Source organism: Streptomyces sp. NBC_00568, assembly GCF_026341855.1.
Classification (GTDB): Bacteria; Actinomycetota; Actinomycetes; order Streptomycetales; family Streptomycetaceae; genus Streptomyces.
Genome location: NZ_JAPENW010000001.1, coordinates 3,178,932 through 3,202,961, shown reverse-complemented (window position 1 = coordinate 3,202,961; position 24,030 = coordinate 3,178,932). Strand labels below are relative to the sequence as shown.

The following is a 24,030-nucleotide window of genomic DNA, read 5'->3' as shown; positions in this document are numbered from 1 at the left end:
CCAGAGGCCCTAAGGAGTGATCCTTAGGGCCTCTGGTCTGCTGTGCACTCGGCAGGATTCGAACCTGCAACCTTCTGATCCGTAGTCAGATGCTCTATCCGTTAAGCTACGAGTGCTTGTTCTGTTGTGCTTCTGTCTTCGCTCCCCGGGCTTTTGCCCCGCTCGCGGCGACAGGAAGAACATTACATGACTGCCGCCGCCATGTGAAATCCGTTTGCCTCGCCCCTTGTGAGCTGGGAAAACGCACTTCTGGGCGCTCGCGGACACCCTGGACGCCGACGCATTCCGCGGCACTCACGGACCCCCGGAACGCCGAAGCCCCGGTCCATCGGACCGGGGCTTCGGATCTTCGCGCGGAGGCGGAGGGATTTGAACCCTCGATGGGCTTGAAGGCCCAAACCGCATTAGCAGTGCGGCGCCATAGACCGGACTAGGCGACGCCTCCCGCACAACCGCTCACGCGAGCGCGAGTGGTGCGTGCAGATGATGACACAGTCGAGCGCGGTGTCACCAATCGCCCCCCACGGTACTAGGCAGGCAGGCCACAGGGCAAAGCCCCCCACCGGCACGCAACCGGGCGGGGTGCCTCGCGTTAGGCAGGTCATGTTGCGCCGACTGCTCCTCACCGCCGCCGTGTCCGCCACGGCCGCGCTCTCCGCCGTGCCCAGCGCCATCGCCGGCACCCCCTCCATCGCCGGCACCCCCTCCGCCGTACCCGAGGCCTCCCCGCTGCCCGAGGCCTCCCCGCTGCCCGCGGCGTCCCCCGTACCCGCGACCTCCCTCGTACCCACGGCATTCCCCGCCGCACCGTCCTCTCTGTCCGCCGCCGCGTACGGCGTCGCCCTGCCGGCGCTCATGCCGCCGCCGGCCCGCCCCGACGACTCCGTGGACCGGCTGACGGTGACGGTCCACGGCGCGGGCGGCGCCGCGGACGGGACGTTCGAGCTGGCGTGCCACCCCGCGGGCGGGAGCCATCCGGACGCGGCGGAGGCCTGCGACCGGCTGGACCGGAAGACCACCTGGGGCAAGGACCCCTTCGCCCCGGTCCCGCCGGACACCCTGTGCACGATGCAGTACGGGGGACCGGCCACCGCGCATGTCACGGGAACCTGGGCGGGGCGCCCCGTCGACGCCCGCTACGACCGCTCCGACGGGTGCGAGATCTCGCGCTGGAACGCCCTGGTGCCGCTGCTGCCCGGCGCCCGCTCATAGCGCGGACCCGTTCAGGACACGGCGAAGTCACGGTGGTCTCACGGTTCCGCGGGCTGAAATGCGTGGTCACAGGTTCTCCGCCTGTTCTGCGTCTCATCTGTGTGCGACCTCCCTCTCATCCGGCGTCGCGAGCGCAACCACTGCCCGTAGACTCCCTCGCGTGACACGCCGCGGGCCGGTTGGCAAGATGGCATCCGCGGTCGGCAAGGTGCGGTAACAGGGAGGAAGCGTCTCGTGAGCAGCAGGCCATCCCGAGGCGCTGCTCGCCTCGCAGCCATACTGGACGCGCTGCCCGATGCGCTGGTCCTGGTCAACGCCAATGGGACCGTGGTCAACGCCAACAGCATCGCCCTGGAGGCCTTCGAGACCCCGGGCACGGCTCTGGTGGGGCGCGGGCTGCTCGATCTGCTGCCCGAGTTCGACTCGCGGCTGATCCCCGGATCCATGCGGCGGCCCGACACCACCGACGAGCGCGGGCGGACCAAGCCCACCCGGATGATCGCGCGGCGGACCGACGGCACGGAGTTCCCGGTCGAGGTCACCAGTGCGAATCTGGAGGACGGCCAGCAGGCCTACGACAACCACGGCCCCACCCCTGACGAGCTGCTCATGCTCGTCGTACGCGACCTTTCGGGCACCGTCGACACCGAGGCCGAGCTCGCACGTTCGCAACGCCAGACCGAGATGATCCTGCGCGCGGCGGCCGAGGGTGTCGTCGGGACGGACACGGAGGGACGGGTCGTTCTCGTCAATCCCGCCGCCGCCCAGATCCTCGGCTACCGGGCCAGCGACCTCGGCGGCAAGGACCTGCACGCCCTGATCCTGCACTCGCGGGCGGACGGCGAGGACTTCCCCTATGAGGAGTCGCCGCTCGCCGACACCCTGCGTTCCGGGCGCAAGCACCGGGTCCGCGGGCAGGTGCTGTGGTCGAAGTCCGGGGACAAGGTGCCGGTCGATCTGACGACCTCTCCGGTGCGGGACGGGGACCTGCTCGTCGGCGCCGTCATGACCTTCACCGACCGGCGGCCGTACGACACCCTGGTCGAGGAGAAGGACGCCGCGGCCACCCGGCACGCCGAGGAACTGGAACGGATCGGCGAGGAGCACACCGCCGAACTCAAGGAGCTGCGCGAGCGGCACGCCGCCGAGCTCTCCGAGCTGAGCGAGGGGCACGAGGAGGAACTCGCCGCCGGTGACGAGCGGTACGCCGCACTCGGCGAGCGCGAGAAGGACCGGTACGAGGCGCTGACCGCCCGGCACGAGCAGTTGCTCGCCGTCCTCGGCCAGTCCCTGCGCGGGCCGCTCGACCAGCTGCGCGGCGAACTCTCCAAGCTCGCCGCCGACGACGCGGGGCAGCTGTGGCCGGAGGCCAACCAGGTGCTCCACCACCTCGCGGCCGGCTACTCGCGCATCACGACGCTCGTCGACAACGTCCTCGGCTACCAGCGGCTGGACTCCGGGGCCGAGACGATCGTCCGTACGAACGTGATGCTCGACGCCGTCGTCGCGGCCGGTGTCGACGGGGCCGTCGACCTGATCGGGCCCGGACGTGTGCAGTTCGCCGTGCACGCGCCGCCGATCGAGGCCGAGGTCGATCCGCAGCGTCTCGCGGGCGCCCTCGCCCACCTCATCGCGGACGTCGCGGGAGTCGACGCGACCGGCAACGCGCCGGTGTCGGCGGGCGGTTACATGGACAACACGGTCGTCGTGGCGGCGGCACAGCGCGGCGAGGTCGTCCGTATCGAGGTGCGCGGGCCGTACGCCGGGGGAGACCCGGTGCACGAGCCGATCGTGCGCGGGATCGTGCGCGCGCACGGCGGTGTGCTCCAGACGCACGAGGTGCCGGGGATGAGCGGCAGCGCGTTCGTCCTCGAGGTGCCCATCGGGGACGGGGCCGGAGCGGTTCCGCCCGCCACCGGACCGGCGGTCTCCACCGAGGTCGCCCTTCCCGAGCAGGCAGCGCAGCAGAGCGGTGGCAGGCGGCGGGCCCGGCGGTCCTCCGTGGACGCCTTCCTGGAGAGCGAGTCGGCGGGGGAGTCCGGCCCGAAGGCTCTCGAGGCCGCAGGAGCCGGTGCGGCCGCTCCCACCGGGCGCCGTCGACGACGTGCCGCCGAGGAGCAGGCGGCCGGCGAGCAGGCGGTTCCCGCGCAGGGGCCGGCGGCCGAGGGCTCCGGTGACGGCTCCGGCGGTACCGGGCGGCGTCGTGGCCGGCCGAGTCCCGTCGAGGGCGCGGGCGACGACGTGGCACCGGGCATGCCCGACGGTGTCTCCGAGGGCGCGGTCGTGATGGCGGGCGAGCACGGGGCCGGGACCGCGGCCGTGGGAACCGGGCTGGGCGGGACGGTGCCTCCGCAGGGGGTGCCGGTGCCCTCCGGACGACGCGCGCGCCGGGACGGCGAACAGCACGCACTGCCCGCGGCGTTGCCGGCCGCGCCCGGTGCACAGGCCGCTCCGGGCGCGGTGGAGACCGCGCCGGACGGCGCCGAGGACGGCAGTGCCGCCGCGGACGCGGGGCAGCCGACCGGGCGGCGCCGCCGTGCGCTGGCCGCTGCGGCCGAGCGTGCCGCCGCCGCGCAGGAGACGGGCTCCCGTACGGTGTTCGCCCTGCCGCCGGCGGAGGCGGACCGCTCGCCGGAGTACGTCCAGGCCGAGGCCCAGGCGCAGGCCGCCCAGGCCCAGGCGGCTCAGGCCCAGGCAGCCCAGGTGCAGGCGGCTCAGGCGCAGGCCGCTCAGACGGCGCAGGCCCAGGTCGCGCTGGCTCAGCAGTCCGGCGGCCAGGGCGCGTCCGGTCACAGTCAGGCCGACGACGGCCGCCATGACGCGATGCGGCACAGCCCCGACGACGATCACACCCCGCCGCAGCCGCACCCCGTGTCGGCCCCGACGGGCCGTCGGCGTGCCCGTCAGCTCGCGGCCCCGGACCAGTCGGCCGGGACACCCGCGCAGGCGCTCCCGGCGCAGGCCGTTCCCGGACAGCCGGTGCCCGCACAGGCGGTCCCGGCGCTCGGCCAGACCGTTCCGGCACAGGGGCTTCCCGCTCAGGGGATTCCCGCGCAGGGCGTCCCGGGCGGGGTCACCGCCGGTCAGCCCGTTCCCCCGGGGCAGCCCGCCGTCGCCGCGCAGGCCGGTGCCGTCCCCGTGGCTCCGGGTTCCGCGCCCGCTCCGGCTCCCCAGCCCTGGCCCGACGCGAACACCGCTTCCGGCGCCGGCAACGCCTCGGGCACGGGTGCCCCGGCCTCCGGCGGCCCGGTGCCGCCCGGCACCGCGCAGCCCGCGCTCCCGGCGGCGAACGCGGCGGCCCCGGCCCAGCCGATCCCCGCCCCGCTGCCCCCGGAGCGCCCGGCGCCGCGGGTCGCCCAGCCGCTGCCCGCCGAGGCGACGCCCGCGTCCGCTCAGGCCGACTCCCATGGGACGCAGGGCCGTGCCATAAGTGTGCGGACGCTCGGCCAGGGCGTTCCGTTCGCCCGCCAGGTCGCGGCGGCCCAGCCGGGTGGCGGTGTCCAGGCCCCGACGCCTCCCCCGCACCAGGCGAACGGCGGGGGCCGCCGCCGCAAGCTCGGCACCCCGCCCCAGCCCGTCGTCGAACAGCCGGAGACGGCCGCGCGCTCGCTCCCGCAGGGCGGCCCGGCGGGTCCCGGCTCCCGGCTCCCCGGAGCCACCGAGGGCGCCGGACGGTCGTACGCCATAGGGGCACCGGACGAGAACGCCGCCGAGGGCCCCGAGCCGCTCGACGGTCCCGGCGGTGCCGTCGAGGTCGCCGACCAGCCGCAGCCGCGGCCCGTGGACGACGAGTTGCCCCCGGAGCCGCTGGACAACCCGCGGCGGCTGCTCGTGTGGCCCGCGCCCGACGCCACCACCCAGCAGGCGCTGAGCGACCGCGGCTACCGGCCCGTCATCGTGAACTCGCGCGAGGAGGTCGACGCGCAGATCGCCGCGTTCCCGGCCGCGCTGTTCGTCGACCCGCTGACCGGCCCGATCACCCGCACGGCCCTGCAGTCGCTGCGCCAGGCCGCTGTCGCCGCCGAGGTGCCCGTCCTGGTGACGGCGGGGCTCGGACAGGCGTCGCGCGAGGCGGCGTACGGCGCCGACCCCGCCGTACTCCTGAAGGCGCTCGCGCCCCGCGACTCCGAGCAGCACCCGCCGCGGGTGCTGCTCATCGAGGAGCACGCGGAGATCGCACTGGCGCTGACGGCGACGCTGGAGCGGCGCGGGATGCAGGTCGCGCGCGCCTCGACGGACGAGGACGCCGTCACCCTGGCCTCGCAGATGCGGCCGAACCTCGTGGTGATGGACCTGCTGCAGGTACGGCGCCGGCATGCCGGAATCGTCGACTGGCTGCGGGCGAACGGGCAGTTGAACCGCACTCCGCTCGTCGTCTACACCGCCGCCGTCGACCCGGCCGAACTGCCGCGGCTGGCCGCGGGGGAGTCCGTGCTGTTCCTCGCGGAGCGCTCGACGAGCGACGAGGTCCAGGACCGGATCGTCGACCTGCTGGCCCGCATCGGCACCAACTAGCGGGCGCCGTCCGGGCACGGACGGCGCCTACGGCCATGAAACGCGCGTACGCCGGGCGGGGGCCGTGGGGCGCCCGCCCGGCGTACGTGTGACGGTCCTCGGGGCCGGCCGTGGCCGCCCCGTGGCGTTCTAGAGCTTGGTCACGTCCAGGCTGCCCTCCGCGTACTTCCTGCGGAGCACCTTCTTGTCGAACTTGCCGACGCTCGTCTTCGGGACCGCCTCGATGATCGTCCAGCGCTCGGGGAGCTGCCACTTGGCGATCTTGCCCTCCTCGGCGAGGAAGGCGCGCAGCGTCTCGAAGTCGGCGGTGGAGCCCTCCTTCAGGACGACGGTGGCCAGCGGCCGTTCGCCCCACTTCTCGTCGGGGACGGCCACGACCGCGGCCTCGGTCACATCCGGGTGGGACATGAGGGCGTTCTCCAGGTCGACCGAGGAGATCCACTCGCCGCCCGACTTGATGACGTCCTTGGCCCGGTCGGTGAGGGTCAGGAAGCCGTCGGAGCTGATCGTGCCGACGTCACCGGTCTTGAGCCAGCCGTCCTCGCTGAACTTGTCGGCGGGGCGCAGCGGTTCCGCGCCGTCGCCGCCGTAGTAGGCACCGGCGATCCAGGGGCCGCGGACCTCGAGCTCGCCGGCGGACTCGCCGTCCCACGGGAGCCGTTCGCCGCCGGGGCCGGTGAGCCGGGCCTCGACGCCCGCCGGGAAACGGCCCTGGGTGAGGCGGTACGCGAACTCCTCGTCCGTGCCCACGGCGTGGGCCGGCGGGCGGGCGATGGTGCCGAGCGGGGAGGTCTCGGTCATGCCCCAGGCGTGGCAGACGTGCATGCCCAGCTCGTCGAAGGCGGCCATCAGCGCGGGCGGGCAGGCCGAGCCGCCGATCGTCACCTGGGTGAGGGAGGAGACGTCGCGGGGCTTGGCGGTCAGCTCGGCGAGCAGGCCCTGCCAGATGGTCGGGACGGCGGCGGCGTGCGTCGGGCGCTCGCTCTCGATCATCTCGGCGAGCGGCGCGGGCTGGAGGAAACGGTCGGGCATCAGCATGTTGATGCCCGACATGAAGGTCGCGTGCGGCAGGCCCCAGGCGTTGACGTGGAACTGCGGGACCACGACGAGGGTGGTGTCCTGGTCGGTGAGCCCCATCGACTGGGCCATGTTCACCTGCATGGAGTGCAGGTAGATCGAACGGTGGGAGTACACGACGCCCTTGGGGTCCCCGGTGGTCCCGGAGGTGTAACACATGGCCGCGGCCTGCCGCTCGTCGATCTCCGGCCAGTCGTAGACCGTCGGCTTCCCGGCGATGAGCTCCTCGTACTCGTGCACCCGCACGCTCGCCCCGTCGAGCAGCGAACGGTCGCCGGGTCCCGAGACGACCACGTGCTCCACCGTCGGGAGATGGGGGAGGAGCGGCGCGAGCAGCGGAAGCAGCGAGCCGTTGACGATGACCACGCGGTCGGCGGCGTGGTTGACGATGAAGACGAGCTGCTCGGCCGGGAGGCGGAGGTTCAGCGTGTGCAGCACCGCGCCCATGGAGGGGATCGCGTAGTACGCCTCGACATGCTCGGCGTTGTTCCACATGAGGGTCGCGACCCGCTCGTCGCCCGTCACGCCGAGGTCGTCACGCAGAGCGTGGGCGAGCTGGTTCGCGCGCTCCCCGGCCTCGCGGAAGCTGCGGCGGTGCGGCTCGCCCTCTCCCGTCCAAGTCGTGATCTGCGAACCTCCGTGCACCAGCGCCCCGTGCACGAGAATGCGGGTCACAGTCAGCGGTACGTCCTGCATCGTGCTCAGCACGGCGTCCTCCCGGGGGCGACATTGCCTACGCGGTAGTAATGGGTTGCGCTGATTCTGCGCACATACCGCGCGGTATGTCACTAGGGGCAGGAATGATCGATCAGCGAAGGGCCTGCTCGGCGACCTGTCGGGGCGCTTCCTGACGGTCGGGGATCAGCTCAGGGTCCTCGCGCAGCTTGCCCAGCGCGCGGGACACCGCCGACTTGACCGTGCCGACGGAGACGCCGAGCACCTCCGCCGTCTGTGCCTCGCTCAGATCCTCGTAATAGCGCAGCACCACCATCGCCCGCTGCCGCGCCGGCAGCTTGGTGATCGCCCGCCACATCGCGTCGTGCAGCGCCTGCTGCTCGGCGGGGTCCGCGGTGGGCAGCCCCTCCGGCTCCGGCAGCTCGTCGCAGGCGAACTCGTCGACCTTGCGCTTGCGCCACTGCGACGTCCGCGTGTTCAGCAGCGCCCGCCGCACATAGCCGTCCAGCGCCCGGTGGTCCTCGATCCGGTCCCAGGCGACATACGTCTTCGCCAGCGCCGTCTGCAGCAGGTCCTCCGCGTCGCTCGGGTTCGCGGTGAGCGACCGGGCGGTGCGCAGCAGCGCCGACTGGCGGGCCTTCATGTACGACGAGAACGACGCGTACGGACGGGTCTGCGTCGCCCTTGTGGCGGCGTCCGAGGCGCTCGTGCAGACGAGTGTGGTCATGGCTCCACGCTAGGTTCGCCCCCTCCTCCCGCGGATCGGCCGCAGGTCCCGAAGCCATGTCCGCCTCAGGTTGTAGGAGTGGGGTTGCCCTCACCTCCTGAAGGTGGACGAGCGGGGCCCGCCCCCTGAGGGTTCACCCCTGAGAGACGACCACCGGGGGAGTACTCGGGAGCGGTGTTCGGGCGCGGTCCGCGAGGCGGTACGCGGATGGAGTGCACGGGGCAATACGCGGGCGCGGTACCGGGACAGCGAGCGGCGCCGTACGACGGGCAGCACGCGGACGCGGTACGAGGAGCAGCACGCGGACGCGGTACGAGGAGCAACACGCGGACGCGGTACGAGGAGCAACACGCGGCGCCGTACGAGCAGCAGCATGCCGGAGGTACCGGAAGGTGCTCGGGGGCGGTGACCCCCGGGCGGGGGTGCCGGCCGGCGCATGACGGGGCCGGCACGGCGGTCTCACCCGTCGGCCCCGAGGATCAGCCCCGACGTGGGAACCCCGGTACCCGCCGTCACCAGGACGCGCCCGGCGCCCGGTATCTGGTTCACGGACGTGCCCCGCAGCTGCCGTACGGCCTCCGCTATGCCGTTCATCCCGTGCAGATACGCCTCCCCGAGCTGCCCCCCGTGCGTGTTCAGCGGCAGTCGCTCCTCGGCGACGAAGTCCGCGGCCTCCCCCGGCTTGCAGAACCCGAACTCCTCCAGCTGCATCAGCACGAACGGTGTGAAGTGGTCGTACAGAATCCCCACGTCGATCTCCGCCGGGCTCATCCCCGCCGTCCGCCACAGCTGCCGGGCCACCACGCCCATCTCCGGAAGTCCCGTCAGATCGTCCCGGTAGAAGCTGGTCATCTGCTCCTGCGCCCGGCCCGCGCCCTGGGCGGCGGCCGTGATCACCGCCGGAGAGTGCGGAAGATCGCGGGCCCGCTCGACGGAGGTGACCACCAGCGCCTGGCCGCCGTCGGTCTCCTGGCAGCAGTCCAGCAGCCGCAGCGGCTCCACGATCCACCGCGAGGCCGCGTGCTCGGCGAGGGTGATCGGTCTGCCGTGGAAGTAGGCGGCCGGGTTCGTCGCCGCGTACTTCCGGTCCACCACAGCGACATGACCGAACGCCTCGGGGGTCAGCCCGTAGGTGTGCAGATACCGCTGGGCCGCCATCGCCACCCAGGAGGCCGGGGTGAGCAGCCCGAACGGCAGCGCCCAGCCCAGCGCCGCGCCCTCCGCCGACGGCTCCCGCCGCTGCACGCCCGAGCCGAATCTGCGGCCCGACCGTTCGTTGAACGCCCGGTAGCAGACCACGACTTCGGCCACCCCGGTGGCCACCGCGAGCGCCGCCTGCTGGACCGTCGCGCAGGCCGCCCCGCCGCCGTAGTGGATGCGCGAGAAGAAGGACAGCTCCCCCATCCCGGCCGCCTGCGCGACGGTGATCTCCGGGCTGGTGTCCATCGTGAACGTCACCATCCCGTCCACGTCCGCCGGCGTCAGTCCCGCGTCGTCGAGCGCGGACCGCACCGCCTCCACCGCCAGCCGCAGCTCACTGCGCCCCGAGTCCTTGGAGAACTCGGTGGCCCCGATCCCGACGACCGCCGCTCGCCCGCCGAGTCCGTCCCTCTTCCGCACGCTCATGCGACACCGCCCTCCGCCGAGGCGGCTGCGGCTGCGGCTGCGGCTGCGGCTGCGGCTGCCGAAGCAGGGCCGGGCGCCGCCTCCGTGGTCGGGACGGTCAAGGTCACGGTGCCCATGACGTGCCGTCCGATGCCGTTGGCGCCGAGGATCCTCACCGTGACCGTGCCGCCGTCGACCTCCTCGACCGAACCGGTCAACACCATGGTGTCTCCGGGGTGGTTGGGAGCTCCCAGCCGTATCGCCACCTTGCGCAGCACGGCGTCCGGGCCGAAGTGATCGGTCACGTACCGTCCGACCAGGCCGTTGGTCGTCAGGATGTTCATGAAGATGTCCGGCGAGCCCTTCTCCCTCGCCAGGTCCGCGTCGTGGTGCACGTCCTGGTAGTCCCGTGAGGCGATCGCCCCGGCCACGACCAGCGTGCGGGTGATCTCGATCTCCAGCGGCGGCAGTGCGTCGCCCACCCTCATGTCCCCACCTCCCCGTTCGCGATCAACTCCCCCAACTCCTGGAGCACTTCGCCCCCGCACCCCAGATACGCGTCCAGCTGCCGGCCCCACAGGAAATGCCGGTGCACGGGGTGCTCGATGTCGGCTCCCGCCCCGCCGTGCAGATGCTGGCCCGTGTGGACCACCCGCTGCCCCGCCTCGGACGCCCACCAGGCGGCCGTCAGCGCGTGCGTCGCGTACGGCAGCCCCTCGTCGCGCCGCCATGCCGCCTCGTACGCCGTCACCCGTATCGCCTCGGTGTCCATGTACGCGTCAGCGGCACGCAGTTGGACGCCCTGCTTGGCGGCGAGCGGCCGCCCGAACTGCTCGCGCGCGTTCGTGTACTCCACGGCCCGGGCCAGCGACCCCGCGCACACCCCGGCCTGGAGTCCGGCGAAGGCGGTACGGGCGGTGGCCAGCAGGTCGTCGAACGCCCCCTCGCCGCCCAGCGCCTCGCCCGGCGTCCCGTCCAGCGTCAGACGTCCCGCCGACCAGGGCGCCGTCAGCTCGACCGGCTCGCTCGCCGCCTCCGCGGTGCGGACCAGCCAGAGCCGGCGGCGGTCGTCGGCGACGAGCACATGGGTGGCGTCGCGCAGCCAGGGCACCGCGGGAACGACCCCGGTCAGCCTTCCCGTCGCCCGCTCCCGCACAGGAAGGGACCCGGCGACCCCAGAACCGGACCCCGCGCCCCCGGACCCAGGACCGGGCGCAGCAACCTCCGAACCGGACGCGACGGCCTCCGGACCGGACGCAGCAACCTCCGGGCCGGACGCGACGGCCTCGGAACCGGACGCGACGGTCTCCGGCCCGGAAAGGGCGATCTCCGCAGCCGCCCCGCGGAGATCCGGAGCGGCCCAGGCCTCGGCCCGAACAGCGGAGCCCGCCCCCGGCCCTTGCCCCGGTGTCGACCCCGACATCGATCCGGAGATCGCACCGGCCACCACCAGCGTCCCGTCGGCGATCCCCGGCAGCAGCCGCTCACGCTGCTCGGGCGAACCGTGCGCCGCCACCGCGAGCAGCCCGTACACACAGCTCGCCGCGAACGGCACCTGCGCCGTGGTGCGCCCCTGTTCCTCCAGCAGCAGGACGAGGCCGAGCAGCCCGGTGTCCTCGACGGCCGCCACGAGCCCGGCGGCGCACAACTCCTTCCACAGTCCGGCGTCGCTGCCCGTCCCGGCCGCGGTGAGCCGCTCATGGGTGGCGAGATCGCCGAAGATCCGCGCGGCCAGGTCCCGGGCGGCCGCCTGCTCCTCGGTGGGCGTGAAGTCCATGTCAGCTCCCCTCACCCGAGCGCCCGGCGAAAGGGCCGTCGGAGAGGCCCGAGGAGGCCGAAACGCCGGAACCGACGGGTTCGCGCGCTGCGGAGCGGGCGGGACCTCGGAGTTCGCGCGCCGCCGAGCCGCTGGAACCGACGGGCTCGCGTGCGGCCGAACTCCTGGAGCTGACAGGCTCGCGCGCGGCCGAACCCCTGGAGCCACCGGAGCCGAGAGGCTCGCGCGCCGCCGAGCCACCGGAGCCGACAGGCTCGCGCGCCGCCGAGCCGCCGATCCCCACGGGTTCACGTGCCGCCGAGGTGCCGGGGTCGCTCCCGTCGCCGGACCCGTCCGCCGCCCGGAAGACCGGCAGCTCCAACTCCTCGTCGTAACGCTGGAATTCGAGCCGCACCGGCAGCCCGATCCGCACCTGGTCGTGCGGTACGCCCACCACGTTGCTCACGATCCGTACGCCCTCGGCGAGTTCGATCAGGCCGACGGCGTAGGGCGGGTCGAAGGCCGGGAACGGCGGGTGGTGCATGACGACGTACGAATAGACGGTCCCCTCACCGCCCGACTCGACGGTGTCCCAGTCCGGGCTGCCGCACGCACCGCACCCCGGCAGCCAGGGGAATCTCAGCGTTCCGCACGCCGTGCAGCGCTGGATCAGCAGCCGGTGCCGCTCGACGCCCTCCCAGAACCCGGCGTTGTCCCGGTTGATCACCGGGCGCGGGCGCCGGCGCTTCGCCTCCCCGGTGTTCGCCCCCGCGCTGATCGCCTCGGCGGCGTTCGGCTCCACGGTGCTCGGCTCCGGGGTGCGCGGCTCCGCGGTGCGCGACGCGTCCCTCGCCCCCGCCCGGCCCTTCGGATTCCGGTGCGCCGGAACGTACTTGAGGATGCGGAACCTGTGGGTCCCGGCGAGTTCGCCCCCCGCCCGGATGTCCATCCGCGTCGTGATGAAGAACCCCGTGCCCAGCTTCGTCGTCTTGCGCTCGGAGACGGATTCGATCACCGCGTCGAAGGTGATCCGGTCCCCGGGGCGCAGCGGGCGCAGATACTCCTGCTCGCAGTCGGTGGCGACCACCGAGGTGTACCCCGCGCCGTCGAGCAGGCGGAGCAGCTCGTCGTACACCCCGGAGCGGCCGGGGTGCCCGCCGAGACCGCCCATGGTCCACGCCTGGAGCATGGTGGGCGGGGCCACGGCGTCCGGCCCGTCGTACGCCGGGTTGGTGTCCCCCATCGCCTCGCACCAGTGCCGGATCATCGGAGCGTTGACCGGGTCCTTGCCAACACCCCCGACGGTGGCCGCGCGCCCCTCGTACCCCTTCAGTCGCGCCGGCAGGTCGTCCCCACCGGACACGGCACCGTCATGCAAGGCGCCGCCCCTCACGGCAGCCCCCTCGCCGCCCGCTGCACGGCCGCTCACCGCCGCCCCCTCTTCATGCCGAGCCGCATCGTCGCGACGATCTCCCGCTGCACCTCGCTCACCCCGCCCCCGAACGTGTTGATCTGCGCCGCCCTGTTCATCCGCTCCAGCTCGCCGGCCCCGAAGGCCCCCGGCGAACCGGAGCGGACCAGTGCGTCCGCTCCCACGATGTGCTGACACATTCGGTACACCGCGACCGCGGATTCGGTTCCCACGACCTTCACGCCGCTCGCGTCTCCCGGCGCCGGTCCACCGGCTCCCACATCCCCCACCAAACGCCAGTTGAGCAGGCGTGATGCCGCCAGCCGGGCATGCACTTCGGCCAGCTGGAAACGCACCCACGGCTCGTCAACCCTGCGCCGCCCAGTCACCGGATCAGGTGTACTGGCCGCCTCCAGCGCGGCCGCGTAGAAGTCCTCGGCCTGCATGCCGATCGCGGCGAGGGCGACCCGCTCGTGGTTGAGCTGGTTGGTGATGAGCCCCCAGCCGCCGTTCTCCTCACCGACCAGGTTCCCGGCCGGGACACGGATCCCGTCGTAGTAGGTCGCCGTGGTGGTCTGGCCGCCCACCGTCTCGATCGGTGTCCACGAGAAGCCGGGAGCGTCCGTGGGGACGAGCAGGATCGAGATGCCCTGGTGCTTCGGCGCGTCCGGGTCGGTCCGGCAGGCGAGCCAGATCCAGTCGGCGTTCTGGGCGTTGGACGTGAAGATCTTCTGCCCGTCGATCCGCCAGTGCCCGTCCCCGGCGCCGGCCGGTCCCGCGCTCCCCCCGGGCTCCCGCACGGCGCGCGTCCGCAAGGAGGCGAGGTCCGTGCCGGCGGACGGCTCCGAGTACCCGATGGCGAAGACGAGGTCCCCGCTCAGGATGCGCGGCAGAAAGAAGGCCTTCTGTTCCTCGCTGCCGAATTTCATGAGGGTCGGCCCGACGGTGTTCAGCGTGACCATCGAGACGGGCGCACCGGCCCGGTAGGCCTCGTCGAAGAAGACGAACTGCTCGTCCGCCCCGCGACCCTGCCCCCCGTACGCGATCGGCCAGCCGAGCCCGAGCAGGCCGTCGGCGCCGATCCGGCGCAGCAGCGCCCGCTGGCGTTCGGGATCGTCGGCGGGCGGTGGCCCGTCCGGCATCAGGTCCCGGAAGTACGTGCGGAGCTCGGCGCGCAGCCGCTGCTGGCGCTCGGTGGGGGCGAGGTGCACGGCGGCGGCCCTCCCGGACCTCGTACGAACAAGGTTTTCTGACTGTCCGTCAGATACCGTCGACTGTCAAGGTCACGGTCAAGGCCCCCGGCCGTCCGCGGCCCACCCGGCCGAGCCGCCCCTCCGACGACCCCACCCCCGGCACTTCCTCTCGCGGCACCCCATGTACGGCGCCTCGGATCGAACCCGTACGACACCCGCGAGCAGGCCGCCGCGACGCCCCCGCCGGTTCTGCGCGACACCCCCGAACACATCTGCGCGACGGCACCGGAGCACCGTCGCGCAGACGCTGTGAAACCCCCACAGAGCACTACCCCACGCAGGAGACCCCGGGCCGATGACAGCGCACCGGCCCCCGGCTCACCAGAGGTTGACGAAGTTGACGCGGACGGTGTCGCTGGACTGGTTGATGACCGTGAACGCGGAACCGTTCACCTGCGCGGTATTGCTCTGATTCGAGGCTCCTGAGCCGACCGCCTGCTGTTGAGTGGTCGAGGAATTGCCGTGGTTGTCGTGCCCGACCCCGCTGCCGCCGACGGTCGCCACTCCCGCGTTCGATCCGCTGTCCGCGAAGGCGCCGTTGTCCGCCGTCGCGACACCCGAGCAGAGGGCGGCGGCCAGGGGCAGGGCCGCGACGGCGGCGAGGACGCGAGCGGTACGGATGCTTGCCATGTGAATTCCTCCAGAACCGGTTGTACGCACCGGCGGTGAACCGGGATGTACGCGAAATACGGCTTGTTCCAAGGCGGTTGGCCGACCACCCCGGCATTGGTCACGACGTCGCGAGTCCAGGGTTGCCCACCGGATCACCGGCGAACCACCCCGGAAGCCGCGATTCCCCCTCAAGCGTGAGGACATGTCGATAAACCACCTCCACGCCCGCAAAACCCCTGCTCAGACCGTTGCCGACCGCTCAATCCCAGATGCCGCAACAGCTGAAGCGTTACGGCACATTTTCGGCCGATCTCGCCCGTAGGCCGCCCGGCGCCCCTGCCCACCCGGAGAGCCCTTCCCTTTTTCGAACACTCGTACGAACATGGATGCATGGCCACCATCGACCGGCGGGCCACCACCCTGGCCCTGGCCCACGCCCTGTCCGCAGCCGAGCGCGGACTCGCGGTGATCCCGCTGTCCCGAACGAAGCTCCCGGCCCTGCGCTCCCCCCACCGCGACGACCCCGATCCCACCCCCTGCCACGGCGAATGCGGCCGTTTCGGGCACGGCGTGTACGACGCCTCGACCGAGCCCCGGCGCATCCGCGCGCTCTTCGCAGCCGCCCCCTGGGCCACCGGCTACGGCATCGCCTGTGGGCTGCACCCGCACCACCTCATCGGCATCGACCTCGACACCAAGTCCGCCACGGACTCCTCGGCGGCCCTGCGCGAACTGGCGCTGCGCCATCTCTTCACGATTCCGGACACGGTGGTCGTCCTGACCCCCAGCGGCGGCCGCCACCTGTGGCTGAGCGGACCGCCGGACGTCGTCGTCCCCAACTCGGCGAGCCGGCTCGCCCCCGGCATCGACATCCGAGGCGCCGGCGGCTACCTCGTCGGCCCCGGCTCACGCACCGAACACGGTGTGTACGAAACGGCCCCAGGCACCGCCCGACTCGCGCCCGCACCCTGTCCGTCCGAACTCCTGCGTCTGCTGCTGCCCCCGGCCCGCACGAGCCATCCGGCACCCTCCGCGACCGGTCGGCAGGGCCAGGGGCTGGTCCAGTTCGTCCTCGCCGCGCACGCGGGCCAGCGCAACACCCGCCTCTTCTGGGCCGCCTGCCGCGCCTACGAGAACGGCATCGGCCCCCAACTGATCACCCCGCTCGTCCAGGCCGCCGTCCGGACGGGCCTCACCGAACGCGAGGCCCGCTCGACGATCGCCTCCGCGGCCCGGATGACAGCCCCGCCGTCCCGACAGCCCTGAGGAAGCCGACGGACAGCGGGCCATCCGCAACCGGCAACCGAGACGCGGACAGCCCCTGACCCGGAAACCCGGTCAGGGGCCGTTCATCCGCGCCGCGCGTGGCACCGGGCCGGCCCGGATCGCGGGATCCGGCGCGAGGCCCATACGCCGCGCCCGGCGAGGCGGCTGTCTCGTCGCGATCCGAAACCGGCTCAGGCAGGGTCGTCCGAGGTCGTCTCAGGTTTCGTGTGGAGGATTTCGCGGGCCTGCTCCGCGGCGCGGGCGATGCTCTCGGAGACGAAGTCGAGGAAGCGGGCGATGTTCTCGAGGCGGGCGGCGGCCGGGGTGCCAGGGCCGAGGATGCCGACGCCCTCCCGTGCGGTCTCGACCAGTCGGGCGGTGGACCGGGCACTGGCCATCATCGACTGGTACCAGACGTCGTCGTCGACGACGTAGCGCTCGCGGCGGCGTTCGTCGCGTTCCCGGCGGACGAGGCCCTGGCTCTCGAGGAACGCGATCGCCTTGGAGACGGACGCCGGACTGACCTGGAGACGCTGGACGAGTTCGGACGCCGTGAGGCTGCCCGCGTCGGTGAGGGTGAGGCAGGCCATCACCCGGGACATCATCTTGGGCGCGCCCGAAGCCATCATGACGGTGGTGAACGTCTCCTCGTACTCGCGCACCGCCTCGGCGTCGCGTCCGTGGGCCTGCGGGGGCGCCTCCGCCCCCCGGGGTGCGGCCTGTCTGCGGCGGTGGGCGCGGTGTTCGGTGGCGCGATGGGCGAGGTCGGCGCGGTAGGCGGTGGGGCCGCCGTTGCGCATCACCTCGCGCGTGATCGTCGAGGTCGGACGGTCGAGGCTTCTGGCGATCTCCGCGTAGGCGAGGCCGTCGGCCAGCCCCAGCGCGATCTGCTGGCGTTCCTGCTGGGTGAGCCTGCCTCCCGGCATCGCGGCCTCCTTCGTGGTCTTCGGTGTCTCCACTATAGCGTTCACTTCCAAATCATTGCAACGAACTATGCCCAGTTGTTGCATTAGATTCAGAACCATTGCAATGAATTCTCTGCATCCACCTGCACTGATGGGATTAATACGCAACGACACCGTTGCCGCACCTATGAATGCAACGTAGCGTTTCCATCATCAGAAACAGCGGGCCGCGGAAGCGTACGCGGCAGAAGAAGGAGCGCACGATGCAGAAGTTCGACACCACCGCCCCGATCTCCGCCGTCCTCGACATCCCCGCGGGGCACATCCGCTTCATCGCCGCCGACCGCACCGACGCCACGGTCGAGGTCCTGCCCGCGGACGCCTCGAAGGGCCGCGACGTGAAGGCGGCGGAGCAGACCACGGTCGAGTACGGCGACGGTGTCCTGCGGATCGAGACCTCACGGGCGAAGAACCGGATCCTCGGCGCTTCCGGGTCCGTCGAGGTGACGGTCCAGCTGCCCGCCGGTTCCCGGGTCGAGGCGAAGGCGGCCATGGCCGAGTTCCGGGGCGTCGGACGGCTCGGCGACGTCACCTTCGAGGGCGCCCAGGGCTCCGTCAAGCTCGACGAGACCGCGAGCGTCCGCCTCACCCTCCTCGCCGGTGACATCTCGGTCGGCCGCCTGGGCGGCCCCGCGGAGATCAGCACCGCGAAGGGCGACATCCGGATCACCGAGGCCGTGCGCGGCGCGGTCGTACTGCGCACCGAGTCCGGCGATGTGTCGGTCGGTGCCGCCCGCGGAGTCTCCGCCGCCCTGGACGCCGGCACCAGCCACGGCCGGATCAACAACACGCTCAAGAACACCGACGGCACCCCCGGCCTGACCATCCACGCGACCACCGCCCACGGCGACATCGCCGCCCGCAGCCTCTGAGGAGCACCGATCATGACGAACCTGGCCATCGCGGCGAACGGGCTGCGCAAGTCCTACGGCGACAAGACCGTGCTCGACGGCGTCGACCTGGCCGTCCCCGAAGGAACGGTCTTCTCCCTGCTCGGCCCGAACGGCGCCGGCAAGACCACCGCCGTGAAGATCCTGTCCACGCTCATCTCCCCCGACCCCGCCTCCGGCGAGATCCGGATCGGCGGCCACGACCTCTCCGCGGACCCCCAGGCGGTCCGTGCCGCGATCGGTGTCACCGGCCAGTTCTCCGCCGTCGACGGCCTGATCACCGGCGAGGAGAACATGCTCCTCATGGCCGACCTGCACCACCTCTCCCGCGCCGAGGGACGACAGACCACCACCGAACTCCTGGAACGCTTCGACCTCACGGAAGCCGCGAAGAAGCCCGCCTCCACCTACTCCGGCGGCATGAAACGCCGACTCGACATCGCCATGACCCTGGTCGGCAACCCACGGATCATCTTCCTCGACGAACCCACCACCGGCCTCGATCCCCGCTCCCGCCACAACATGTGGCAGATCATCCGCGAACTCGTCACCGACGGCGTCACCGTCTTCCTCACCACCCAATACCTCGACGAAGCCGACGAACTCGCCGACCGCATCGCCGTCCTGAACAACGGCAAGATCGCCGCCGAAGGCACCGCCGACGAACTCAAACGCCTCGTCCCCGGCGGACACGTCCGCCTCCGCTTCACCGACCCCGCCGCCTACCAGTCCGCCACCCACGCACTCGACGAAACCACCCGCGACGACGAATCCCTCACCCTGCAGATCCCCAGCAACGGCAGCCAACGCGACCTGCGCACCATCCTCGACCGACTCGACACCGCCGGCATCGAAGCCGACGAACTCACCGTGCACACCCCCGACCTCGACGACGTCTTCTTCGCCCTGACCGGCAGCACCACCCTGCCCACCCAGCAGCCCACCCAGCAGCCGAACCAGCCCAAGGAGACCGTCCGATGAGCACCCTCTCCCTCGCCGTACGCGACTCGACCACGATGCTCCGCCGCAACCTCCTGCACGCCCGCCGCTACCCCTCCCTCACCCTCAACCTGCTGCTCACCCCCGTGATGCTCCTGCTGCTGTTCGTCTACATCTTCGGCAACACCATGAGCGGCGGCGCGGGCCGCTCCGCCTACATCGCCTACATCGTGCCGGGCATCCTGCTGATGACGATCGGCTCCACCGTGGTCGGCACCGCGGTGTCCGTTGCCACCGACATGAACGAGGGCATCATCGCCCGCTTCCGCACGATGGCCATCCACCGCGGTTCCGTGCTCTTCGGGCACGTCGTCGGCAGCGTGCTGCAGGCGATCGTGAGCGTGGTCCTCGTCGGCGCGGTCGGCGTCGCCATGGGCTTCCGTTCCACGGACGCCACCGTTCTGGAATGGCTGGCGGCGTTCGGGCTGCTCGCGTTCTTCGCCCTGGCGTTCACCTGGATCGCGGTCGGCATGGGCATGGGCAGTCCCAACGCCGAGGCGGCCAGCAACAACGCGATGCCGCTGATCCTGCTGCCCCTCATCTCCAGCGCCTTCGTCCCCCTGGACTCCATGCCGGGCTGGTTCCAGCCGATCGCCGAGTACCAGCCCTTCACCCCCGCCATCGAGACCCTGCGCGGACTCCTCCTCGGCACCGAGATCGGCAACAACGGCTGGATCGCCCTCGCCTGGTGCCTGGCCCTGAGCGTCCTCGGCCACCGCTGGTCGAAGGCGCAGTTCGACCGCGACCCCAAGTAGCCGACATGACAACGCGTCCCGCCGCCCGCGGACAGGGACAGAGACAGAGACAGGGACACGCGGAAGGGGTGCCACTCCGGAGAGTGGCACCCCTTCCGACGTGCGACCTTCTGACCCGCTGCGGCGGGTGTGGGACGTGAACCCACGGTGACACCACTGCCCCGTACGCACGGAGCCGCCGCCCACGGGAAGTGGGCGGCGGCTCCGTGACGCGGACCGGCTCCGGTCGGTCACCCGGCCGGGGTCGGTACCAGCTGGGTCAATGCCCGGCCGGGTCAGTACCAGGCACTGCAGATGGTCCGGTGACCGCTGGTGTCACCACATGCCCGCACCTTGTGCGGCGAGCCGTCGTACAGCAGGTTGTTCTGCGGCGTCTGCGTCGACCTCGACGAGCTGGTCGTGTACTGGCGCGCGGTCCAGCTGCTCCCGCCGTTGATCGAGTCGTCCAGCCACACCCGCGCGCGGGAGGCGCTGGCGCTGCCGGAGATGATCCCCTTGACGTAGTCGTGCCCGTCCGGGCACCGCCAGACCTGAAGGATGACCGTGTCCCCGCTGCCCGAGGCCGTCCTCTGCTTCGAGTACGTGCAATCCCCGGTGCCGTACGCGCTCGCCGTACCACTGGTGGCCACCACGCCGCCGACGGCCACGGCGAAAGCTATGGCGATTCTGGCGATGGTCTTCTTCATCTCGCACCCCGTTCCTTCGTCACGCATCGCAGCGTGAACCCCTCGGGTCAGGTGAGGGGTTGTGCCCGATCCTAGCCTCCAAGATCATCCGGCTGGACCGCGGGCGGAACGGGAGTCTCCTCGTGCGAGGGCCCATCTGACCGATTCAGCTGGGGCCTTGAAGGTGACGAGAGGCAGCGGAGGGCGGTGCACGGCAAGGGCGGGGTCCCACCGACGCTCCCACCTGATCGAGCGGGCCCGCGGCATGGCCGCCGACCTGGCCGACGCCCAGGACATCGCCGAGCAGGCCACCGCGCTACTGGCCGGGTACGCCCCCCGGGACATCCTCGACGCCGAGCGGGTCCTTCAGGAGTTGATGGCCGCGTCCGACCGGGCTCCCCTCTGGACCGCGGCCCGGGTCATCAGCGGCGGCGGCCCCTGCTTCGACGAGGGTTTCGACTACTTCCGCGGATGGCTGATCGCCCAGGGCCGCGAGGTCTTCGAAGGCGCCGTCGCGGACGCCGACCGGCTGGCCGAGCTCCCGGAGATCCGTGCGTCGGCACCCGAGGAGATCGAACCCGACGGCGAGGAGATCCTCGGCATCGCCCGGGACGCCTACGAGAGGGCGACCGGCGCCGAACTGCCCGAGAGCGCCTTCACTCTGAACCGCCCCGCGGTCGGTCCGGACCTCGACTTCGACGACCGTGAGCGTATGACCGCCCTGCTGCCCCGGCTCACCGCCCTGTACCCGGGCTGACCCTGACCGAGCCGCGGCCGTGTCGGTGGCCGTGTCGGTGGGGGCGAGTCTGTCGTCCGGTCCTTCAGGAGCAGACGAGTCGGGGGGCGACAACCTGAACGCGGAAGGGGTGCCCCTCCGGAGAGAGGCACCCCTTCTGACCTGCGACCTTCTGAACTGCTACGCGGTGGGTGTGGGATTTGAACCCACGGTGACTCGCGCCACGACGGTTTTCAAGACCGTTCCCTTAGGCCGCTCGGGCAACCCACCCCGCGCCACCGGTGATCGATGGCGCGGGGACAAGAGTAACGGGTCGGATGCCCGGCGCGGGGGTCAGCTGTCGCCCTCTCGGGAGGCGAGGGTGACGTCGGCCGTGTGGGTCTTGCCGTCGCGCGTGAAGGTGAGCTTGACGGTGTCGCCGGGCTTGTGGGTCCAGATCGCGCCGATGAGGGTCGGGCCGCTGTCGATCACCATGTCGTCGAGCTTGGTGATGACATCGCCGGGCTTGAGACCCGCCTGGGCGGCGGGGCCGCCGGACTCGACGGCGGCCGAGCCGCTCGCGCCCTGCTCGGTGATCTCCGCGCCGCCCGTGCCCTCGTTCAGAGAGACGGAGGCGCCGATCTTCGCGTACACCGGCTTGCCGGTCTTGATCAGCTGCTGGGCGACGTACTTGGCCTGGTTGACCGGGATGGCGAAGCCCAGGCCGATGGAACCGGACTGGCCGGAGCCGCCGAGTCCGCCGCTGCTCGACGACTGGATCGCGGAGTTGATGCCGATGACCGCGCCCGAGGCGTCGAGGAGGGGCCCGCCGGAGTTGCCCGGGTTGATCGAGGCGTCCGTCTGCAGGGCGCTCATGTACGAGGCCTTGCTGCCGGAGCTGCCGTCGCTGGATGCCACCGGACGGTTCTTCGCGCTGATGATGCCCGTGGTCACCGTGTTGGAGAGGCCGAAGGGCGCGCCGATCGCGATCGTGGAGTCGCCGACGGCCACCTTGTCGGAGTCGCCGAGCTGGAGCGGCTTCAGGTCCGAAGGCGCGTTCTTCAGCTTGATGACCGCGACGTCGTAGCCCTGCGCGTGGCCGACCACCTCGGCGTCGTACTTCTTGCCGCTCGAGAAGGTCGCGGTGAGCTTGCCGCCGTCGACCGCGTCCGCCACCACGTGGTTGTTGGTGAGGATGTGGCCCTGCTTGTCGAAGACGAACCCCGTGCCGGTGCCGCCCTCGCCGTTGCTGCTCTGGGCCTCGATGGTGACGGTGCTCGGCAGCGCCTGGGCGGCCACGTTGGCGACCGTGCCCGAGGCCCGCTTCACCTCGCCGCTGCTGCTCGGGGCGGAGACCGTCGTCGAGTCGGTGGAGTCGTCGTTGTTCTTGGCCAGGGAGTAGCCGAGGCCGCCGCCCACTCCGCCGGCGACCAGCGCGGCCACCAGGATCGCCGCGACCAGGCCGCCGCGCCCGTTCTTCGGCTTCGGCGCGGGCTGCTGCTGGTAGGAGGAGCCCCAGCCGCCGGCTCCCGAGCCGCCGCCGTCGGCGTACGAAGGAGTGGCGGGCGGCGGAGGCGGCCAGCCCGCCTCGGGTGCGGAGCCCTGGACCCCGGCTTGCTGCCCGTAGGGGTCATGCCCCTGGCCGGCTCCGGCCGACGCGTACGCCGGCATGCCGGCGGGCGCCGACGCGTGCTCCGGTGCGCCGGGGGCGCTGGGCACCGCGGGGATCGGAGCCGTCGGCTCGCTCCCCGTATGCGAGGCGCCCTGCGCGGAAGCAGCGGGAGTTTCCACCGGCACAGGAGGTGCGGACGGGGCCGGGGGTACTGCGTTGCCCTCGTTCTCGGTGCTCACAGCTCTTCTCCTCGATCCACGGCTGTTGTTCTCGGTCGCACTCGGTCACGCCCACTCACACTTGTCGATGGCCCGGCGCGATGCAGCTGTGCATGTGCTTTTGTACGCCGTCAGCTTTTCCCACGAGGCGTCAGGGCACCATAAGCGGTGGCTGTGCGTCCAAGACCATCCTTTATAACGGACCTTTAACACCAAAAGGGTCGAAGTGCGACGTATCTCACCTCACGCCCGCACCGCGACGGTGGCACCATGACGCGGTGACCCTCGCACGACAGCACCCGATTCAGGTCGTCGCCCACCGCGGAGCCTCCGATGAGGCCCCGGAGCACACTCTGGCCGCGTACAAGAAGGCGATCGAGGACGGCGCGGACGCCCTCGAGTGCGATGTACGACTGACCGCCGACGGCCATCTCGTCTGTGTCCACGACCGCCGCGTGAACCGGACGTCCAACGGCCGCGGGGCCGTCTCCGCCCTGGAGCTCGCCGAACTCGCCGCCCTGGACTTCGGATCGTGGAAGAACCGCGACGAGTCGCCCGACTGGGAACACGCCCCCGGCGGTCTCGAGGACACCTCCGTCCTCACCCTGGAGAGACTGCTCGAGCTCGTCGCCGACGCCGGCCGCCGCGTCGAGCTGGCCATCGAGACGAAGCACCCCACGCGCTGGGCGGGCCAGGTCGAGGAGCGGCTGCTGCACCTGCTGAAGCGCTTCGGCCTGGACGCCCCCGAGTCCGCCGACGATTCCCCGGTGCGTGTCATGAGCTTCTCGGCGCGCTCGCTGCACCGCGTCCGGGCGGCCTCCGCGACCCTGCCGACGGTGTATCTGCTCCAGTTCGTCTCACCCCGGCTGCGGGACGGACGACTGCCCGCGGGTGTCCGGATCGCGGGCCCCTCGATGCGGATCGTACGCAGTCACCCCGGGTACATCGAACGACTGAAACGAGCCGGACACCAGGTGCATGTCTGGACCGTCAACGAGCCCGAGGACGTCGATCTCTGCGTTGAACTGGGCGTCGACGCCATCATCACCAACCGCCCGCGCGCCGTGCTGCGTCAGCTGGGCCGCTGACCTGGCCTTGCCGC

18 protein-coding genes, 3 tRNA genes and 1 pseudogene are annotated in these 24,030 nt (G+C 71.8%); 8 read left to right on the top strand and 14 right to left on the bottom strand.

Features of this window, described 5'->3' with window-relative positions; genetic code table 11:
* Positions 1-43 precede the first annotated feature (43 nt).
* A tRNA-Arg gene (locus OOK38_RS13900) sits at positions 44-116 on the bottom strand.
* Positions 117-354: 238 nt separating this feature from the next.
* Positions 355-445: transfer RNA gene (locus tag OOK38_RS13895), tRNA-Ser, on the bottom strand.
* 158 nt (positions 446-603) lie between these two features.
* Between OOK38_RS13895 and OOK38_RS13890 the strand changes: the two genes are divergently transcribed.
* The gene (locus tag OOK38_RS13890; protein WP_266760436.1) at positions 604-1,212 is read left to right on the top strand and encodes an SSI family serine proteinase inhibitor; all 609 of its coding nucleotides are present in this window, start codon (positions 604-606) and stop codon (positions 1,210-1,212) included.
* 234 nt (positions 1,213-1,446) lie between these two features.
* Complete coding sequence (locus tag OOK38_RS13885; RefSeq protein ID WP_266760438.1) at positions 1,447-5,727, top strand: PAS domain-containing protein; 4,281 nt, start codon at positions 1,447-1,449, stop codon at positions 5,725-5,727.
* 129 nt (positions 5,728-5,856) lie between these two features.
* Here the strand turns inward: OOK38_RS13885 and OOK38_RS13880 are convergent, their stop codons facing one another.
* The 8 genes and pseudogenes from OOK38_RS13880 to OOK38_RS13845 all read right to left on the bottom strand — a co-directional run bounded on the left by OOK38_RS13880 (position 5,857) and on the right by OOK38_RS13845 (position 14,861).
* A complete protein-coding gene (locus OOK38_RS13880) occupies positions 5,857-7,500 on the bottom strand; it encodes a long-chain fatty acid--CoA ligase (protein ID WP_266765760.1) in 1,644 nt (547 codons plus the stop codon).
* A 112-nt stretch (positions 7,501-7,612) separates the two neighbouring features.
* Positions 7,613-8,206 (bottom strand): SigE family RNA polymerase sigma factor, encoded by a 594-nt coding sequence (locus OOK38_RS13875; RefSeq protein WP_266760439.1) that lies wholly within the window; start codon positions 8,204-8,206, stop codon positions 7,613-7,615.
* A 459-nt stretch (positions 8,207-8,665) separates the two neighbouring features.
* The gene (locus OOK38_RS13870; RefSeq protein WP_266760441.1) at positions 8,666-9,832 is read right to left on the bottom strand and encodes a lipid-transfer protein; all 1,167 of its coding nucleotides are present in this window, start codon (positions 9,830-9,832) and stop codon (positions 8,666-8,668) included.
* Positions 9,829-10,299, bottom strand: a complete 471-nt coding sequence (locus OOK38_RS13865; protein WP_266760442.1) for a MaoC family dehydratase — start codon at positions 10,297-10,299, stop codon at positions 9,829-9,831. The genes OOK38_RS13870 and OOK38_RS13865 overlap by 4 nt, the downstream gene beginning before the upstream one ends.
* On the bottom strand, positions 10,296-11,588 hold the full coding sequence (locus tag OOK38_RS13860; protein WP_266760444.1) for an acyl-CoA dehydrogenase family protein: 1,293 nt from the start codon (positions 11,586-11,588) through the stop codon (positions 10,296-10,298). Before OOK38_RS13860 ends, OOK38_RS13865 begins: the two co-directional genes overlap by 4 nt.
* Before the next feature lie 337 nt (positions 11,589-11,925).
* Positions 11,926-12,930: pseudogene (locus tag OOK38_RS13855) on the bottom strand (bifunctional MaoC family dehydratase N-terminal/OB-fold nucleic acid binding domain-containing protein); the annotation flags it as partial.
* A 62-nt stretch (positions 12,931-12,992) separates the two neighbouring features.
* Positions 12,993-14,189 carry an acyl-CoA dehydrogenase family protein gene (locus OOK38_RS13850; protein WP_266760446.1) on the bottom strand — a complete coding sequence of 399 codons (1,197 nt, stop codon included), beginning with the start codon at positions 14,187-14,189 and terminating at the stop codon, positions 12,993-12,995.
* Positions 14,190-14,549: 360 nt separating this feature from the next.
* Positions 14,550-14,861, bottom strand: coding sequence for a hypothetical protein (locus OOK38_RS13845; protein ID WP_266760448.1), 312 nt, complete (start codon positions 14,859-14,861; stop codon positions 14,550-14,552).
* Between the two features lie 372 nt (positions 14,862-15,233).
* Between OOK38_RS13845 and OOK38_RS13840 the strand changes: the two genes are divergently transcribed.
* Complete coding sequence (locus OOK38_RS13840) at positions 15,234-16,109, top strand: bifunctional DNA primase/polymerase (protein WP_266760450.1); 876 nt, start codon at positions 15,234-15,236, stop codon at positions 16,107-16,109.
* A 191-nt stretch (positions 16,110-16,300) separates the two neighbouring features.
* On the opposite strand, the gene OOK38_RS13835 is transcribed toward OOK38_RS13840, so the two are convergent.
* Complete coding sequence (locus tag OOK38_RS13835) at positions 16,301-17,035, bottom strand: helix-turn-helix domain-containing protein (protein WP_266765761.1); 735 nt, start codon at positions 17,033-17,035, stop codon at positions 16,301-16,303.
* 242 nt (positions 17,036-17,277) lie between these two features.
* Between OOK38_RS13835 and OOK38_RS13830 the strand changes: the two genes are divergently transcribed.
* The 3 genes from OOK38_RS13830 to OOK38_RS13820 are packed head-to-tail and all read left to right on the top strand — an operon-like array spanning position 17,278 to position 19,718.
* Entirely contained in the window at positions 17,278-17,946 is a 669-nt protein-coding gene (locus tag OOK38_RS13830) for a DUF4097 family beta strand repeat-containing protein (protein ID WP_266760451.1), read from the top strand.
* A 12-nt stretch (positions 17,947-17,958) separates the two neighbouring features.
* Positions 17,959-18,945, top strand: a complete 987-nt coding sequence (locus OOK38_RS13825) for an ATP-binding cassette domain-containing protein (RefSeq protein WP_266760453.1) — start codon at positions 17,959-17,961, stop codon at positions 18,943-18,945.
* On the top strand, positions 18,942-19,718 hold the full coding sequence (locus OOK38_RS13820) for an ABC transporter permease (protein WP_266760455.1): 777 nt from the start codon (positions 18,942-18,944) through the stop codon (positions 19,716-19,718). Before OOK38_RS13825 ends, OOK38_RS13820 begins: the two co-directional genes overlap by 4 nt.
* Before the next feature lie 275 nt (positions 19,719-19,993).
* On the opposite strand, the gene OOK38_RS13815 is transcribed toward OOK38_RS13820, so the two are convergent.
* Positions 19,994-20,404: a hypothetical protein gene (locus OOK38_RS13815; protein WP_266760457.1), complete on the bottom strand. Its 411-nt coding sequence runs from the start codon at positions 20,402-20,404 to the stop codon at positions 19,994-19,996.
* A 163-nt stretch (positions 20,405-20,567) separates the two neighbouring features.
* Here OOK38_RS13815 and OOK38_RS13810 point away from each other — a divergent pair, with 163 nt between their 5' ends.
* Positions 20,568-21,140, top strand: coding sequence for a DUF4240 domain-containing protein (locus OOK38_RS13810; protein ID WP_323178844.1), 573 nt, complete (start codon positions 20,568-20,570; stop codon positions 21,138-21,140).
* 164 nt (positions 21,141-21,304) lie between these two features.
* On the opposite strand, the gene OOK38_RS13805 is transcribed toward OOK38_RS13810, so the two are convergent.
* Together OOK38_RS13805 and OOK38_RS13800 are read right to left on the bottom strand one after the other, a co-directional pair.
* Positions 21,305-21,389 (bottom strand) — tRNA-Ser (locus tag OOK38_RS13805).
* Between the two features lie 63 nt (positions 21,390-21,452).
* A complete protein-coding gene (locus tag OOK38_RS13800) occupies positions 21,453-22,949 on the bottom strand; it encodes a S1C family serine protease (protein ID WP_266760459.1) in 1,497 nt (498 codons plus the stop codon).
* 257 nt (positions 22,950-23,206) lie between these two features.
* On the opposite strand from OOK38_RS13800, the gene OOK38_RS13795 reads away from it, so the two are divergent.
* Entirely contained in the window at positions 23,207-24,016 is an 810-nt protein-coding gene (locus tag OOK38_RS13795; RefSeq protein ID WP_266760461.1) for a glycerophosphodiester phosphodiesterase, read from the top strand.
* Positions 24,017-24,030 lie beyond the last annotated feature (14 nt).